General features: G+C 64.6%; 11 protein-coding genes and 2 tRNA genes. 3 read left to right on the forward strand and 10 right to left on the reverse strand.

Annotated elements, in window-relative coordinates; all coding sequences use genetic code 11:
- Nucleotides 1–8 precede the first annotated feature (8 nt).
- Complete coding sequence (locus HMA55_RS00560) at nt 9–665, forward strand: queuosine precursor transporter (RefSeq protein WP_181191156.1); 657 nt, start codon at nt 9–11, stop codon at nt 663–665.
- Here HMA55_RS00560 and tgt read toward each other — a convergent pair.
- The 6 genes from tgt to HMA55_RS00590 form a co-directional block, all read right to left on the reverse strand.
- Nucleotides 650–1,897: a tRNA guanosine(34) transglycosylase Tgt gene (gene tgt / locus HMA55_RS00565; RefSeq protein WP_181191157.1), complete on the reverse strand. Its 1,248-nt coding sequence runs from the start codon at nt 1,895–1,897 to the stop codon at nt 650–652. The genes HMA55_RS00560 and tgt overlap by 16 nt on opposite strands.
- Nucleotides 1,894–4,266 carry an MMPL family transporter gene (locus HMA55_RS00570; RefSeq protein ID WP_181191158.1) on the reverse strand — a complete coding sequence of 791 codons (2,373 nt, stop codon included), beginning with the start codon at nt 4,264–4,266 and terminating at the stop codon, nt 1,894–1,896. The genes tgt and HMA55_RS00570 overlap by 4 nt, the downstream gene beginning before the upstream one ends.
- 107 nt (nt 4,267–4,373) lie before the next feature.
- Nucleotides 4,374–4,461 (reverse strand) — tRNA-Ser (locus HMA55_RS00575).
- A gap of 38 nt (nt 4,462–4,499) precedes the next feature.
- Complete coding sequence (locus HMA55_RS00580) at nt 4,500–4,727, reverse strand: CsbD family protein (protein ID WP_181191159.1); 228 nt, start codon at nt 4,725–4,727, stop codon at nt 4,500–4,502.
- 77 nt (nt 4,728–4,804) lie between these two features.
- Entirely contained in the window at nt 4,805–5,239 is a 435-nt protein-coding gene (locus HMA55_RS00585) for a nucleoside deaminase (protein ID WP_181191567.1), read from the reverse strand.
- 22 nt (nt 5,240–5,261) lie between these two features.
- Nucleotides 5,262–5,744, reverse strand: a complete 483-nt coding sequence (locus HMA55_RS00590) for a tRNA adenosine deaminase-associated protein (protein ID WP_181191160.1) — start codon at nt 5,742–5,744, stop codon at nt 5,262–5,264.
- A gap of 50 nt (nt 5,745–5,794) precedes the next feature.
- Between HMA55_RS00590 and HMA55_RS00595 the strand changes: the two genes are divergently transcribed.
- Nucleotides 5,795–6,799 carry a prephenate dehydrogenase gene (locus HMA55_RS00595; protein WP_181191161.1) on the forward strand — a complete coding sequence of 335 codons (1,005 nt, stop codon included), beginning with the start codon at nt 5,795–5,797 and terminating at the stop codon, nt 6,797–6,799.
- Between the two features lie 5 nt (nt 6,800–6,804).
- On the opposite strand, the gene HMA55_RS00600 is transcribed toward HMA55_RS00595, so the two are convergent.
- A complete protein-coding gene (locus HMA55_RS00600; RefSeq protein WP_181191162.1) occupies nt 6,805–8,850 on the reverse strand; it encodes an LPXTG cell wall anchor domain-containing protein in 2,046 nt (681 codons plus the stop codon).
- 177 nt (nt 8,851–9,027) lie between these two features.
- On the reverse strand, nt 9,028–11,646 hold the full coding sequence (locus tag HMA55_RS00605; protein ID WP_181191163.1) for a carboxypeptidase regulatory-like domain-containing protein: 2,619 nt from the start codon (nt 11,644–11,646) through the stop codon (nt 9,028–9,030).
- A gap of 37 nt (nt 11,647–11,683) precedes the next feature.
- Here HMA55_RS00605 and HMA55_RS00610 point away from each other — a divergent pair, with 37 nt between their 5' ends.
- The gene (locus HMA55_RS00610; RefSeq protein WP_181191164.1) at nt 11,684–12,499 is read left to right on the forward strand and encodes a hypothetical protein; all 816 of its coding nucleotides are present in this window, start codon (nt 11,684–11,686) and stop codon (nt 12,497–12,499) included.
- A gap of 1,279 nt (nt 12,500–13,778) precedes the next feature.
- On the opposite strand, the gene HMA55_RS00615 is transcribed toward HMA55_RS00610, so the two are convergent.
- A tRNA-Arg gene (locus HMA55_RS00615) sits at nt 13,779–13,854 on the reverse strand.
- Between the two features lie 97 nt (nt 13,855–13,951).
- Nucleotides 13,952–15,313, reverse strand: a complete 1,362-nt coding sequence (gene mgtE / locus HMA55_RS00620) for a magnesium transporter (RefSeq protein WP_374680594.1) — start codon at nt 15,311–15,313, stop codon at nt 13,952–13,954.
- Nucleotides 15,314–15,375 lie beyond the last annotated feature (62 nt).

The raw sequence follows: 15,375 nt of genomic DNA on the forward strand, positions 1-15,375 counted from the left end.
TAAAGCCCATGTCATCCCGCGTTTCCCGCTCCCCGTACCCGTACCTGCTCGCCGTGTTCTGCGCGGTGTTTCTCATCTCCAACATCACCGCGCAGAAGGGCGTGCAGCTCGGGCCGCTGATCACAGACGGCGCGTTCTTCCTCTTCCCCATCTCGTATGTCATCGGCGACGTCATCGCCGAGGTCTACGGCTTCAAAGCTGCACGCCGCGCGGTGTTTACCGGCTTCGGCATCGCCGTCGTTGCCGTTCTGTCTTTCTACATCGCAATCTGGCTGCCCGCCGCGGAGTTCTACGACATGGACGAGACGTTCTCCGCAGTCCTGGGGCTGCTGCCGCGCATCGTGCTGGCGTCGCTGACCGGCTACGTGGTGGGCCAGCTACTCAACGCGTGGGTGCTGCAGAAAATGAAGGACCGTTTCGGCACCGGCAACCTGTGGGCGCGCCTGATCGGCTCCACCATCGTTGGCGAGTTCGCCGACACGCTGCTGTTCTGCTCTATTGCCGCCAGCGTGATCGGCATCGACTCCGCCGGCGCGTTTGTGAACTACGTGCTGGTCGGCTTCGTGTGGAAGACGCTCATGGAGGTCGTGCTGCTTCCGGTGACCTACCCGACCATCGCCGCGGTGCGCCGGGCCGAGGAGCGCGCCGACTACCGCCCTGCGTAGTAGCGGCCCAGGAACTCGTCGCGGTAGGCCTCGTAGTCCCCCGCATCGATGGCCGCGCGGATGTTGTCCACCAGCCGGATCATGAACTCCAGGTTGTGCATGGTGCACAGTGTGCCGGCCAAAAACTCCTTAGCCTTGAGCAGGTGGTGGATGTAGGCGCGCGAGTAGTTCTCCGACACGTAGCCGCCGAACTCCTCGTCCACGCCCCGGAAGTCCCGCTTGAACCGCGCGCCGGCGAGGTTCATCCGCCCGTCCAGGGTATACACGCCGCCGCGGCGGCCCAGCCGGGTCGGCGCGACGCAGTCGAAGGTGTCGGCACCGGCCTCGACGGCGGTGAAGATGTCGTCCGGCTCGGAGATGCCCAACAGGTGGCGCGGCATGTCCACGGGCAGCTCGTCGGTGACCCAGCCGACAATGGTGCCTAAGTTCTCTTTCTCCAGCGCGCCGCCGATGCCGAAGCCACCGAACCCGCGGCGACCCTCCGAACGGGCCTCGTGGTCGAGGTCCATCAGGCCCCGCACCGCGTGGCGCCGCAGGTCCTCGTACTGGGCGCCCTGCACGACGCCCCAGAGGCTCTGGAGGGGTTTGCCTGAACGCGCCGTCGTTAGGCGGTCGTGCTCAATGAGGCACCTGCGGGCCCAGCGGCGGGTGCGCTCCACGGAATGCTCCTGGTAGGCACGGGTGTCCACCAGCGTGGTCAGCTCGTCGAACGCGAACATGATGTCCGCGCCGAGGGAGTGCTGGATCTGCATGGACACTTCGGGCGTGAAGCGGTGGGAGGAGCCGTCGATGACGGACTTGAAGTCCACGCCGTCGTCGTCCACGCGCGCCATGCGGTCCTTGTTGGCGGCGCGGATGTCGCCCTCGGTCAGCCCGGCGGTGTCCATGGCCAGGACTTTCTTAAAGCCCACGCCCAGGCTCATCACCTGGAACCCTCCCGAATCCGTGTAGGTGGGCCCGTGCCAGTTCTCAAACGCGGCCACTCCCCCGGCCTCGTCCACGATGTCGGGGCCCGGCTGCAGGTACAGGTGGTAGGCGTTGGACAGGATCGCCTGGGCACCGGTTTGGCGGATCTGCTCCGGGGTGAGCGTTTTCACCGTCGCTTTCGTGGCCACGGGGATGAACGCCGGGGTCTGAATCGCACCGTGCGGGGTGTGGATCACGCCCGTGCGGCCGTGGTGGCCCGGCGCGGGTTCGAGCTGGGTTTTCGCCTCAAACGTCACATCGGTCATGCGTGTTCCTTTTCTAGTTCGGTGCCCTCCACGTCCACTTCGGGCAGGATGCGGTCCAGCCACCTCGGCATCCACCAGGTGGAACGCCCGAGGATGTACATGGTCGCGGGCACGAGGGCCATGCGGATAAAGAAAGCGTCGAAGAGCACGGCCACGCCGAGCGCGAAGCCGAAGATCTGGATGAACGGCAGCGGCTGGTCTAAAAACGCGATGAAGACGGCGATCATGATGATCGCGGCGGCCGTGACTACGCGCGCGCCTTGCGCGAAGCCTTCCACGGTGGACTCGTGGACGGCACGCAGCCTATCGACGTCGTCCCGCTCCCCCGCCTTCAAATACGCCTCCCTGATACGGGTGACCAGGAAGACCTGGTAATCCATGGCCAGGCCAAAGGTCACGCCGATCATGAAAATGGGCAGGAAGGACAGGATCGGGCCCGGGGTGTTGACCAGGCCGGTGAGGCCCTCCTGGAACACCAGCACCGTCACGCCGAACGCTGCGCCGACGGACAGGAGGAAGCCCAGCCCGGCCACCAGCGGCACCATGATGGAGCGGAACACCACCATCAGCAGCACGATGGCCAGGCCCACCACGATGGTGAGGTAAAGCGGCATGGCGGCGGCGAGCTCTTCGGTGATATCCATCTGCACCGCCGTGAGACCGGTAAGGCCGATCTCGGTGCCCGTGGCGTCTTCGATCTGGCCGATCACGTCACGCACGCCGTGGGCCACGGCGAGAGTGCGCTGCTCTTCCGGCCCGCCGTCCGGGGTGGCCAGGATCTGCGCCGCGGTGAGGTCCTCGTTGGCCGCAATGAGCTGCGCGTGCTGGATGCCGCCCACCGTGCCCACCTCGCCCACGGCGTAGAGGAAGCTAGCCAGCGCGGCCTTCTCCGCGTCCCCGCCGGCCTCGTCCGGGATGGCGTCCATGTAGGGCTGGAGGATCTCCGCGCCCGGGTTCACGCTATGGGCGTCCACCACCAGCAGCAGCGGGGCGTTCACGCCGGGGCCAAAACCCTCGGCCATGAGGTCCGCGGACTTGCGCTGGGTGGTGTCCAGGTTGGAGGTGGTGTCCGACGGCAGGGCCATCTCCAAGTCCAGCACCGGGATCGTCAAAGCGCCCAGGCCCAGCACCACCACGGCCATAACCAGGCCAGGTGCTTTCTCCACGAAGCGGACCCAGCGCCTGCCCATGGAGTTCTCGTCCAAGTTCTTCCCGGGCCGCGCACCCGGTCCGGGGTTGCCGGCGATGCCCGGGATCTTGCCCGCGAACGCCTTGGAGCTCCACAGGCCCAAAAGCGCCGGCACCAGCGTGAGCGCCACCAGCACGGCGATCGCCACCGTGGCGGCGGCGGCCAGGCCCATCCAGGTGAGGAACTCGATCTGCGCCAGGGCCAACGCCACCAGCGCCGTGAACACGGTCGTGCCGGCGAAGACCACGGAGGAACCGGCCGTGCCCACCGCCATGCCCGCGGCCTCCTCCGGCGGCAGATCCCTCACCTCCTGGCGGAAGCGGGAGAGGATGAACAGCGCGTAATCAATGCCTACGGCCAGCCCGATCATCACGGCGAGCACCGGGGTGACGTTGTTCAGCTCGACCCAGTGCGTGGCAAACAGCACCAGCAGAGCGCCGATGCCCACGCCCACCACGGCGGAGATCAGCGGGATCACGGACGCCGCCAGGGAGCCGAAGGTGACCACCAGCACCACAAACGCCACGGCCAGGCCCACCAGCTCGGAGGTGGTCTTCACCGCGATCGGGTCACCGAAACCGGCACCGCCCGCCTCCACCTCGAGGCCCGCGTCGCGCCCGATCTTCATGGCCTCGGTCACCACATCGCGATCCGCCTGCTCCACGGACATGGAAGACGGGGCATTGAACTCGAAGGTGGTGTAGGCAATACGAGCGTCGTCGCTAAGCATCCGCACGTTGTACGCGTCCGCCTTCGCGCGCTCCTCGGGTAGGCCCATCCCGGTCATCTGCCCGACGATGGTGCGCTGCAGCTCCTCGTTCACCTTCACCGGGTTGCCGAAGCGCTGGCCCTCCACGCCCAGGTGGTCGCGGATGTAGCCGACGGTGGCATCCATCGCGGCCATGTTGTCCGGGGAATCTAACCGCTGGCCCTCCGGCGCCGCGAAGACCAGGTTGACACCGGGCGCGGTGGCGACGTTGCCGGCATCCGGGAAATTTTCCGCCATCGTGTCCAAGGCGGTGATGGCGGGAGTGCCCTCGATGGCGAACTCGTCCGTAAACGGCCTCATCAGTGAGAGCGCGCCGGCAGCCGTCGCGCCGAGCAGCAGCAGCCAGGCGACGATCACCCGCCACTTGTGCAGGTAGGACCAGCGCCCCAGTTTGTACAGCAGTTTCGCCACTTAAGAAACGTTTTCCTTCCCGCCCGCTACCCGCGCGAGCGTAACCCGGCCCATCCTAGTGGGCGCCCCGACATGCGAAAAGCCCCCGTTGCCGGGGGCTTCACAGTTGGCGGTAGCGGCGGGATTTGAACCCGCGGTGGTTTTACCCACACTCGCTTTCGAGGCGAGTACCTTCGGCCGCTCGGACACGCTACCGCCGAATAGATTAACGGCAGCGCGGCCGGTTAGCCAAATTAGCGGTTGGTCTCGTCCTCGGCCTCATCGGCCTTGTCCTCAACCTTTGCGGCGACCTCGTTGGCCTTGTCCTTAATAGCGTCCCCAGCCTCGGACAGCTTCTCCTTGACACCACCGAGGAGCTGGTCAGCCTTGCCCTCGTTCTTCAGAGAGTCGTTGTCGGTGAGGTTGCCGAAAGCTTCCTTCGCGTCGCCCTTGAGCTGGTCGCCCTTACCTTCGAGAGCCATAATCATTCTCCTTTGCTCTAAGTTTTTGGTTCCGTTCGCCCACTATAGGCGCGAACCCCGCGGTGTGGGATAACGATTCAATTACTCCTCAAACCTTCAAAGAACTTAGACAGTAAACGCCCAGCTTCGACTTCCAGCACCCCACCCCGAACCTCCGGGACGTGCAGGTGGTGCGGGTCCCGGATAGCGTCGAGCACACTGCCCACCGCGCCCGTCTTCGGCTCCCACGCGCCGAAGACCAGCGAGGACACCCGCGCACCCAAAATCGCACCGGCGCACATCGTGCAGGGCTCCAAGGTGACCACCAGCTCGCAGCCGTCCAGCCGCCACGTACCCAGCATGCGCGCGGCTTCCCGGATCGCCTCCACCTCGGCGTGGGCCGTGGGATCGCCGAGTGCCTCTCTGCGGTTCACCCCCCGGCCCACCACCTCCCCGTCCGCGCCGAACACGACGGCGCCCACCGGCACGTCGCCGGCGGGCGTCTGCGCCGCGGTGGCGAGCGCCACCCGCATCCGCTCCTCGGCGCGACGCAAGCTAGCCGACAACGTCGTCCAACTCGTCGCCAAAGCCCAGCTCGTCTGCGATGGTCTGGGCGAGGTCGGCGGGATCGGCGTCGTCGTCAAGCAACATGCTCATCTGCTCCTCGCTGAGCCCCAGATCCGCGAGGATGGCGAAGTCCCCGTCCGCCCAGGCGTCCACATTGTCCAGCTCGTCCGGGTCGATGTCCGGGACTTCCACACCTGCCTCATCCAGGATGTCTGCGGCAAAGTCGTCGTCCACCGCCATCGTGGCGTCCGAGATGAGCACGCGGGTCTGCGAGGGGCCTGGACGGACGATGACCAGGTAATCCTCCTCTACGTTCAGCAGCGCGAACGCGGCGCCCTCGGAGCGCAGGTTGCGCACGGCAGTGACGGAGGTGGCGAGGTCCGTGAAGTCGTCGTCGAACTCGCGCACGCTCCACGCGCCCCCGGTGCGCTCAACGGTGACGGCGTACCCGTCCGGAAAATCCTGACTCATGGGTTCGAAGCGTAGTCCGCGGCCGCGGGGGTGTCACTAGACTTGTCCCGGTGACTACCCATCAGCTGCCTCCAGTGTCCATCCTCGGCCTCGGACTCATCGGCGGGTCGCTCATGCGCGACCTGCAAACGCGCGGCGAACGCGTCTATGGCTTCACGCTGCACGGCGCGCGGGCGGCGCGCAGGGACGGCTTCGACGTGTCCGACTCCGTGGAGGAGGTCCTGCGCCGCGCTGAAGCTGAGCGGGCGTTAGTGGTGGTGGCGGTGCCCATGCGCGCGGTAGCCGACGTGCTGGACCAGGTAGCCGAGTACGCACCCAGCTGCTGGGTGACCGACGTGGTGAGCGTGAAGCAGCCCGTCTACCAGTTGATCGTTCAGCGCGGCATGCAGGCCCGATACGTGGGCGGGCACCCCATGGCCGGCACCGAGTTCTCCGGCTGGACCGCCTCCCAGGAGGGGTTGTTCGCGGGCGCGGCGTGGGCCGTGACCTACGACTACGCGCAGGACAACCCCGGCGACACCTCTTGGGCCGAGCTGTTCACCACCGTGTGCCGCATGGCGTCCGTGGTGGGCGCGGAGGCGGTGCCCGTGTCCGTGGGCCGCCACGATGAAGCCGTCGCCCGCGTCTCTCACCTCCCCCACGTCATCGCCGAGGCGCTGGCGCTGGTCGGCGACCACGGCGGCACCCTCGCCCAGTCCCTCTCCGCCGGTTCCTTCCGCGGCGCTACCCGCGTGGCCAGCACCGCCCCTGAGCTGGTGCGCAACATGTGCGAGACCAACGCCGAGTCCCTCGTGCCCGTGTTGGACGAGTACATCGAGCTGCTTCAGGCCGCCCGCGAGACCCTCGCCGCCACTCCCCCCTCCATGGAGGCGCTCGCCGAGTCCGGCCACCGCGCCCACCAGCGCATGGCGGCGCGCAAGGGCGCCCGCCGCGAGTCCGTCTCCCCCGTGGAGATCTCGTCCCGGCCGGTCATGCGCGTCCACCCGGGAGCTCCCGGCTGGGTGCGCCAACTGGAGCAGATCGAGTCCCTGGGCGGGCGCGTCGAGGTGTTCTAGGGGCCTTACGCGTTCTCGCGGCGGCGACCCAGCGCCAAGTACGCCCCACCGATCAGCATCGCCAGCACACCCAGCGCGATGATCGCGCGCATCGGGGTACCGGTGTCCGCGAGATCTCCGTCGCGCTCGTCCGAGTCGTAGTCCGACGCGGTTGCGCGCGTGGAGGTGTTTGCCTTCGCCACCGCGGTGGCCTTGCCCGCGCGGGTGACCACAGTCGCGGACGGCGTCACGCTGGTGGAGCGGCCCGTTGCGCGGGCGGTGGTGCTGGTGGTCACGCTCGTGCCGGCGAACGTGGTTCGCGTGCTGTTGGTGCCACGCTGGCCCGCAATGCCCGCCGCCCCGGCGATGGCCGCTGCCGGAGCGAGAAAGGACGACGCGATCGGCTTGATGTCGTTGATCGCCTTGAGCACCTGGTCCGGGCGGTTCAGCGTCGACGACGGGGTGGCCTTCGGGTCGCGCGGGAGGACAAGGACAACCTCGCCCTCGTCGCGGCGGACGGTCACCTCCGTGTTGTTGTAACCCTTCGGCGCTTCCTTCAGGGTCAGGCGGATAAGGCTGACGTTGTCCTTCTTCGGATCCAGGTAGATCTTGCCGCGGCCGTTGGCGCCGGTGGTTCCGGCAACGGTGCCGTCCTCACTCCTGAACTCCGCGCCCTCGACGAGCTTGTCGTCCGCCGTCTTGACCAAGACGTCGAACTCGATCAGGCCCGAGGGGTTCGTGGTCGTATTCGGGGTCGTGGTGGTCCTGGTTGCATTCGGGTCTGCCTGGAGGACGAAGACAGCCTTGCCCTCGCTGCGACGCACGAGCACCTCTTGGTTGAGGTAGCCCTCTGGTGCCTCCCGCAGCTCGAGCTGGATCAGCGGCAGGTTGCGTGCGGGATCGTTCGGCGCCAGGGCAAGCTTGCCACGGCCATCTTGACCGGTAGCGCCAGCCACTCGGCCGTCCGCGCTCTTGAACGTGGCACCGGCAACGGGCTTGCCGTCTGCAGTACGGACCTCGACGTCAATCTCCAGCAGGTCGTCGGCCGCCGGGGCCGGCTCGGCCGGGGCTGCGGGCGCGACGCTGGAGGAAGTGGCCGGCTTCGGCTGCAGGCCTGCTACAGCCTTGTAGTTGTCGGCCTGAGTGCGGTCAGCCTCGACGGCAACAATCTTGCCGTCCTCGAGCTTCACCGCGTTGCCCTCGCCATCGGCGAACAGCGTGGCATCGCCGTCCAGGTAGGCGAACTCGAACGCCCCAACCTCGGCCAGGTCAACGCCCTTCTCCACATCGACGTTGGACTGGACGACGGTCGCCTTCGCGGGCGCCAGGTCCAGGGTCCGCAGGGTCGCCTTGCCGTCGTTGACGGACAGGGCGACGAGCTCGTCGTCGTTGCCAGTCGGTGCCCACGCGAGAGCGGGAATGGTGCGCTCGGTGTCGATGTCCTTCTTCGCAAACTCGAGGTTCTTCAGCTCGGCTGTCGCACCGGTGGGGTCGTTGGCGAGGTCTTTGGTGTAGACGGAATCGCCGTCGATAAGCACGAGCGTGCCGTTGTTGGTGAAGGTCGCCGAGGTGATGTCTTTGGCGTTGACGTTCGGGATCTTGCCCAGGTCCTTCAGGTTGCCCGTCTGCGGGTGGATGCGCAGGAGGTGGCCCTCATCCGAGATGGCGTAGAGGCGGCCGTTGGTGGGGTTGCTGGCGAGCGCCTTGTAGGTCTGGCCGTCCGACGTGAACTCGGCGTTCGAGGTGCCGGAGCCGGTCGTCTCCTTGGGCACGATGAGCGCCGCGAAGTCCGCGAGGATGTCAGCCCAGGGTTTGGTCGTGGGGGCCACGCTTGACGACGCCTTCGGTGTATCCGCCACCACGGTCGTGGTGGTGACGTTGTCTGATACCGGCGCAGACGCGGACGGGGAGGTGGTGTCCTCCGTGGCCACGACCGTCGCCTTCGAGGTGGTGGGCTCCGCGCCCGGCGTCGCGGTGTCTGCCTTTGCGACAGGCACGAGCGTCAGCGTGCCCGCGACGGCAGCGGCGAGCGACAGCCCGACCGTGCGGTTGACCTTGGAGTTTGCAGACATTTTTACCTCTCGAATGTGGAACAGCGCTCGGACGCCAAAAAACACCTACGAATCTATACGTTTCAGCGCGCTGTCTCAATATTTAAAAGTGGTAAAAGCACAGCACCCCGGCCCTGTCGCGGTGGTGCGACGCGGGCCGGGGTGCGGTGGCAGGCTCAGCCTAAGTGGATTCTGGGCCTAGTTGGCGGGCTGCTTAGCCTCGGCGTCAGCCTGCGCTGGCTCCTCGGCCTGCTCTTCGGTCTGCTCGGTCTCCTTGGATGAGCCGTTGGAGCTGGAGCCCTCAGACTCGCGGGAGGAGCTGCCTTCCGAATTCTTGGACGAGCCGCCCTCGGAGTTCTTGGACGAGCTGCCACCCTCGTTCGGCTCGTTCCAGCCGAGCTCGCAGCTGGCGTAGTACAGGCCGGTGAGCAGCGCAGCCAGCGCGATCACGCCAACGCCTGCAGCAGCAGCCGGAGCGGCCGGGTTGATGGCCGCCAGCTGGCTATTGACCTGGTCGATCTGCGCCTGCCACTGTGCCTGAGCCTGACGCATCCACTCGGGCTGCTGGAAGCCGATGCCCAAGTCCACGTTCGGCATTGCGCGGCGGACGGCCTCGTTGGCCTGTGCGGCGGCGGCGTTCAACTCATCCTCGAACATCACGCCGATGCCACCCATGACCGCGGTGAGCAAGCCGATCGGAACCAGCCACGCAACCGGGTTGGAGACGGAGGAAGCGGTGGCCAGGCACTTGCCCAGGGAACTGCCGTCCTCTTCGCTTTCAACGGTGGTTTCGCCGCCGGCTGCAGCTGGGGTCTCAATCTGGAGGCCGATAATGAGCTCGTCATCACCCAGAGTGAAGGGCTTGGACTCCAAGATCGCGCCCGGCTCGAAAGAGTTCTTCTCCGGGTCCCTCGGCTCCACCAGACGCAGGTTGCCCGGGCTTTCGATCTGGAAGGTGTACTCGCCGTATGGAGCACTTTCGAACAGCACGTTGCCGTCGGTGTTGGTCACGCCGCCTACTGCTGGCGAGCCATCCGTCGGCACCAGGGAAACCTTCATGCCGCTAAGACCCTCGCCCGGGTCCTGCTTGCCGTTGCCGTTCAGGTCGATCCAGGTGATTGCAGAAACATCGTTGGCAAACTCCGCGCCCTCGGACACCACAATGTGAGCGTTGCCCTTGAGGTTCTCACGCGGGGAAATGATCAGCACGGACGACGGATCCTCGCCGTAGTCCGGCTCACCGTCGAAGTTGCGACCACGGGCCGGACGTTTCGGCAGCTCACCGCGCGCCTCTGCGGCGTCGTGGTGGTGGGTACCCGGCTCAAGGCCCTTGGGCAGCTCAGCGGTGAAGATGACCTTCTGGCCCGGCAAGAGTGTGCCGTTGAATCCCTCCGGAGCAGTGACCTTGAGATCTTTGACCTTCTTCAGCTTGGTTACGTCGAAGTTCGGATTCTTCGGATCAATCAGTCCTTCATACACCGCATCAGTGAGAGAGACGTTGACCATCGGCGCAGAGCCGGTGTTCTTCACCTCGTAGGTGAAACCGAGCGGGGAATTTGCCGCCGCCCTCACCGGCTCGGCGGCGTTTGTGGCGAAGCGGGCGTTGACCTTCTTCTCCACCGCACCACGCAGGAACTTGGTGTAGGCGGAGTCCGGCAGCGAGCTGACCTTTTCTCCCTTCGGCGTCACGCCGTTGGCCGTTGCGACGTTGTTGAAATCGAACGCGTCGTCCGGCGCCTTCATGGTGGCGTTGAATACCTTGGACTCACCAGGCATCAACTTCGACTCAGCTGTCCAGCCCTTGGGCATGGTCAGCTCGATGTTGCGCTTGCGCAGCTCCGGGTCGTCAAAGGTGATGTCCGTAATGGGTTCCTGGCCGTCGTTGGTGACGATCAGGGCGTAGACGAGGTCTTCACCCTCCTTGACCGTCATCACATCGTCAACGAGCTCGCCGTCCTCGTTTTCAACCTGCCCGTTGTTATCGGCATCGCGGCCCCATACTCGCTTCTCAAGCTTTAGGGACTTGTTCTTGGTCAGGTGGATCGTAGGCAGCTCAACGTCCTCACCTGCACGCACCGGAATCTTGATCGGTTCCACGCCGTGATCCTGTCCTGGGGTGAGGATTTCAACCTCGTGGACGCCAGGGATGACACCGTCAATCTCGAAGGAGCCGTCCTCCTTGACCGGGATGACACGAGAGTTGCCGCGCGGGTCCGTCACCACAACAACGGTGCCGGGGACTGCGTTGCCGTTGCCGTCGTCGACGCGGCCCACGATGGTCTGGGTAGCCGGGGCTTTCACCTGAATCTCGCCGATGTTGGTCGGCTCGCCCTGCTTCACCTTCACCGTGCGGTTGAGAGCTTCGCCCTTCATGTCCACATTCGGCCAGCCTTCGGGCAGGTCGATGATCAGATCGAAGTCAGCTTCTCCCTCGGGGAAGTAGGAGAAGTCGATCGGCGGGGTGACAAAGTAGCCGTCCGCATCCACGGTGAGCGGCACCTCGTAATCGAAGGCCTCACCGGTGGTCGGGTCAATGACGGCCTTCTTCACCAGCCGGACGATCGAACCGGTGATCGGCCGACGAGAGTCGTCGATCAACCAGCCGTACATGGAGCCCGGTTTTGGAGCCGGCTTGTTGTTATCCAGATCCACTTCCGGCTTCTCCACCTTGATCGGCGGCAGCTTGGTAGTTTCACCCTGCTTCACCGGAACAACCTGCGGCTTCGGATCATTGAAACCCTCAGGCGTCTCGACGATAACCACGTAGTCGCCGTCAGCCGGCAGCTCCGGAACCTCAAACTTGCCGTCCGGCTTCACCTCGATCGGGTCACCGACCTGGTTGCCGTCCTTGTCCTTGACGATGACCTTCGTCGAGGGAAGGTCCTTGCCGTCCTTGTCCTTCGTCGGCAGCGGCTTGCCCTCGAGGTCCGTGACGGTACCGGTGATGCTCGGTTTCTTGGGTTGCGGCTTAGCAGTCGTAGTGGCCTTGGAGGTGGTCGGTTTCGCCGTCGTCGGGGTCGCCTTCGACGTGATTGTGGTCGTGGTGGACGGCTTCGGCGTCGTCGTGGTGGACGGCTTCGGCGTCGTCGTGGTGGACGGCTTCGGCGTCGTAGTCGTGGTGGACGGCTTCGGCGTCGTCGTGGTGGACGGCTTCGGCGTCGTCGTGGTGGACGGCTTCGGCGTCGTCGTGGTGGACGGCTTCGGCGTCGTAGTCGTGGTCGAGGTGGACGGCTTAGTCGTAGTCGTCTTGGTCGTGGTCGTCTTAGTCGACGTCGGAGTAGACGGCTTAGTCGTAGTCGTCTTGGTCGTGGTCGTCTTAGTCGACGTCGGAGTAGACGGCTTAGTCGTGGTCGTCTTAGTCGACGTCGGAGTAGACGGCTTAGTCGTAGTCGTCTTGGTCGTGGTCGTCTTAGTCGACGTCGGAGTAGACGGCTTCGTCGTGGTCGTCTTAGTCGACGTCGGAGTGGACGGCTCCGCTGGCGTTGAGGTTGGGGGAGAGATGCGATCCGGAGTGACATCACCAATCGAAGCATTACCACCCGCCGGCACCTTCACCGTCGAGTCCACAGGCTTGGAGTACCCATCAGCAGGAGTCACCACAACGGTGTACTCACCCTCAGGCAACCCCTCCAACTTCAACTCACCATCAGAACCAACCGGCACATCATGACGCGAACCGTCGCTACCAACAAGCTCAACCTTCGTCACAGAACCAGGAGTCACCGAACCAGACACCGAACCCGGCGCACGATCCGGAGTGACATCACCAATCGAAGCATTACCACCCGCCGGCACCTTCACCGTCGAGTCCACAGGCTTGGAGTACCCATCAGCAGGAGTCACCACAACGGTGTACTCACCCTCAGGCAACCCCTCCAACTTCAACTCACCATCAGAACCAACCGGCACATCATGACGCGAACCGTCGCTACCAACAAGCTCAACCTTCGTCACAGAACCAGGAGTCACCGAACCAGACACCGAACCCTTGCTGTTAAAGGCAGTGCCAGCTTGTCCCGACGCGTTGCCAAGGCTTACTTGGCGGGGCTTGCCATCATCATCCACTCTGACGTTTCCGTCCTTGTCCAACTCGACGGCCGAGATCAAGGCAGGGTCGGCTGAGAACCGCACAGATCCTTGCGGTTTCATGCCCTCAATCGGCCGATCCAGATAGAACGTAAATCCCCGCCCGTCCGAATCCGGCACACCAGTTCCGGTGAATTCTTCCGAATACTCTTCAGCCTCTCCCTGTTCGTTAGCGTAGCCGTAGCGGTACACGGCTGTAACGGGGAACGAGTCAGTGACGGCGAACCGACGATTCTTGTATTCCCAATGGTTCAGCTTGACAGCGAATGCGTCAACATCTTTAACCTCATTGCTGAGATCGGAGAAAACCGAGTAAAAATGATCCCCTTTGTCATAACTGACCGAGGCAGTCACCGGGGTCCTATTTTCGGCGTTTGCGAACTGGACTTGCCCAGCCGGACCGCCACCAACAACGCTCGGCACCGTCAGACCGGCCAGTGCCAGAGAGACGGACGTCATGCCGGCGATGACGGAGCGCTTGCCGGAGTGGCGGCGCGGGTTGTGGCCAACGAAGGACATTGCGTTATAACGCCCAGGGTTCGATGGACCCTGGGCGGCAGCGTCCGAATTGAACTCGAACGGCGAAGAAGCGTTCTTCAAAATAGCTCCAAAGGTTGTTTTACAAATGGGAGAAATTCGGGGAAGAAGTACACAGAACACACTTCTCCCGCGGAACTGTCGTACAAGCTACCAATTTGGACAGGCTCTTTCAAGCAAGCGCTAATCGCAAAAACGCCTTTAATCAGCGCCTTTTCAGTTTTATACGCTTTTCTAGGTTTCCGCGGAAGCATCTCTCAGGCAATAAAGAAGTCTGAGAAACATAAGAAACGCCCCACGCGCAATGCGTAGGGCGTTCCAATAATTGGTGCGCCCGGAGGGATTCGAACCCCCAACCTTCTGATCCGTAGTCAGATGCTCTATCCGTTGAGCTACGGGCGCGTATTCAGTTCGTTGCCGTGTGGACAACGTCAAAGAACATTACACCCGGGTACACCTACCGCCAAAACACCAGGCCACAGCCCCGGACAGCCGCCAGCTACAACCCCAGCACGGACTTGGCAATCAGGAAGTAGATCACCAACCCCGTCGCGTCGCAGAAGGTGGAGATGAACGGGTTGGAAAACACCGCCGGGTCTGCGCCCACCGTCTTCGCCACGATCGGCATCATCCCGCCCACCGTGGCGGACATCGCACAGACGCAGAAGAGTGTTGAACCGATCACAATCCCGATGTCCTGCCCGAAAACGGCCCAGGCAATACCCAATCCGAGCACGCCGAGCACCGCCCCGAGCGTGGCACCTACCCGCAGTTCGCGCCACATTACTTTGAGGATGTCGCCTTTGGTGACGTCGTTAAGCGCAAGTGCCCTTGTCACCGTCGTGGCCGCCTGGTTGCCAGTGTTGCCGCCGGTGCCGGTGAGCAGCGGGATGAACAGCGACAGCACGGTCACCTCGGCGAGCGTGTCTTCGAATACGCCGAGGACCTGCACGGTCAGGATCGCGGAGAGCGCCAGCACCAGCAGCCACACGATGCGCGAGCGCACCAGCTTCAGCACCGGCGTGGACAGGTACGGCCGCTTGAGGGACTCGGAGCCGCCCTGACGCGCGGAATCCTCGCTGTCGGCGTGTTCGACGATGTCGGCGGCCTCATCGTGGGTGAAGATGCCCACGACGCGGTTACCGCCATCCACCACCGGAAACGCGAGCAGCCCCGAGGACAGCAGGCGGCGCGCTGCGTCCTCCGCATCGTCCGTGTCGCGTACCGAGGGGTAGTCGCGCATGAGGTCGCCAACCTGCGCGTCCTGCCGCGCGGTGAACAGGTCGCGCAGCCCCACCACGCCGCACAGCGTGCGCTCGTCCCCCACCACCGCGACGGTGTAAATCGTCTCCAGATCGTCCACATTTGCTCGCAGCTTCTCGACGACGTCCCGCACCACCTCCCCCGGCTCCACCACCGCCACCTGGGGGCTCATCGCGCGGCCGACCGACCCCTTTTCATAGCCCAGAATCAGGTCGGTATCGGCCCTGGCATCCTCGTCCAGGTCCCCCAGGAAGCGCTCCGCGATCTCCGCTGGCATGTTGTCCAGCATGCGAACGCGGTCCTCGGCGCCGAGCGCGCTGAACAGGCCGGCAACGTCGTCGCTGGCCAGCTCCTCCACGATCTCGGCCTGGTGCGCCGGATCCAGCGCGTCAAAGGCCGCGGCAGCGCGCTCCGGCGAAAGGAGGCGGATAAGCACAGCACCGCGTCTCGACGGCTGACGCTCCACCACGTGAATGACATCATGCAGCGGAATATGAGCCAGCTCCTCCTGGATGCTGTCTAAGTCCTCGGAGTTAATCCGGTGCCGGTTGAGCTGCTTTTCAAGGTGGGCGCGTGTCGCCACATTGGCCGTGTTCACACGGTGAGGGTACCCGCCCGGAAAATTTTTGGCCTGGAACGCTCGGCTTAATAGCGACTGTA

The organism is Corynebacterium wankanglinii (genome assembly GCF_013601005.1).
Taxonomy (GTDB): Bacteria; Actinomycetota; Actinomycetes; order Mycobacteriales; family Mycobacteriaceae; genus Corynebacterium; species Corynebacterium wankanglinii.

Bases quoted from the DNA above. Each gene is read 5' to 3' on its own strand.
- HMA55_RS00600 (WP_181191162.1), bottom strand. From the start codon at position 8,850: ATGTCTGCAAACTCCAAGGTCAACCGCACGGTCGGGCTGTCGCTCGCC.
- HMA55_RS00585 (WP_181191567.1), bottom strand. From the start codon at position 5,239: ATGCGGGTGGCGCTCGCCACCGCGGCGCAGACGCCCGCCGGCGACGTG.
- HMA55_RS00590 (WP_181191160.1), bottom strand. From the start codon at position 5,744: ATGAGTCAGGATTTTCCGGACGGGTACGCCGTCACCGTTGAGCGCACC.
- HMA55_RS00560 (WP_181191156.1), top strand. From the start codon at position 9: ATGTCATCCCGCGTTTCCCGCTCCCCGTACCCGTACCTGCTCGCCGTG.
- HMA55_RS00580 (WP_181191159.1), bottom strand. From the start codon at position 4,727: ATGGCTCTCGAAGGTAAGGGCGACCAGCTCAAGGGCGACGCGAAGGAA.
- tgt (WP_181191157.1), bottom strand. From the start codon at position 1,897: ATGACCGATGTGACGTTTGAGGCGAAAACCCAGCTCGAACCCGCGCCG.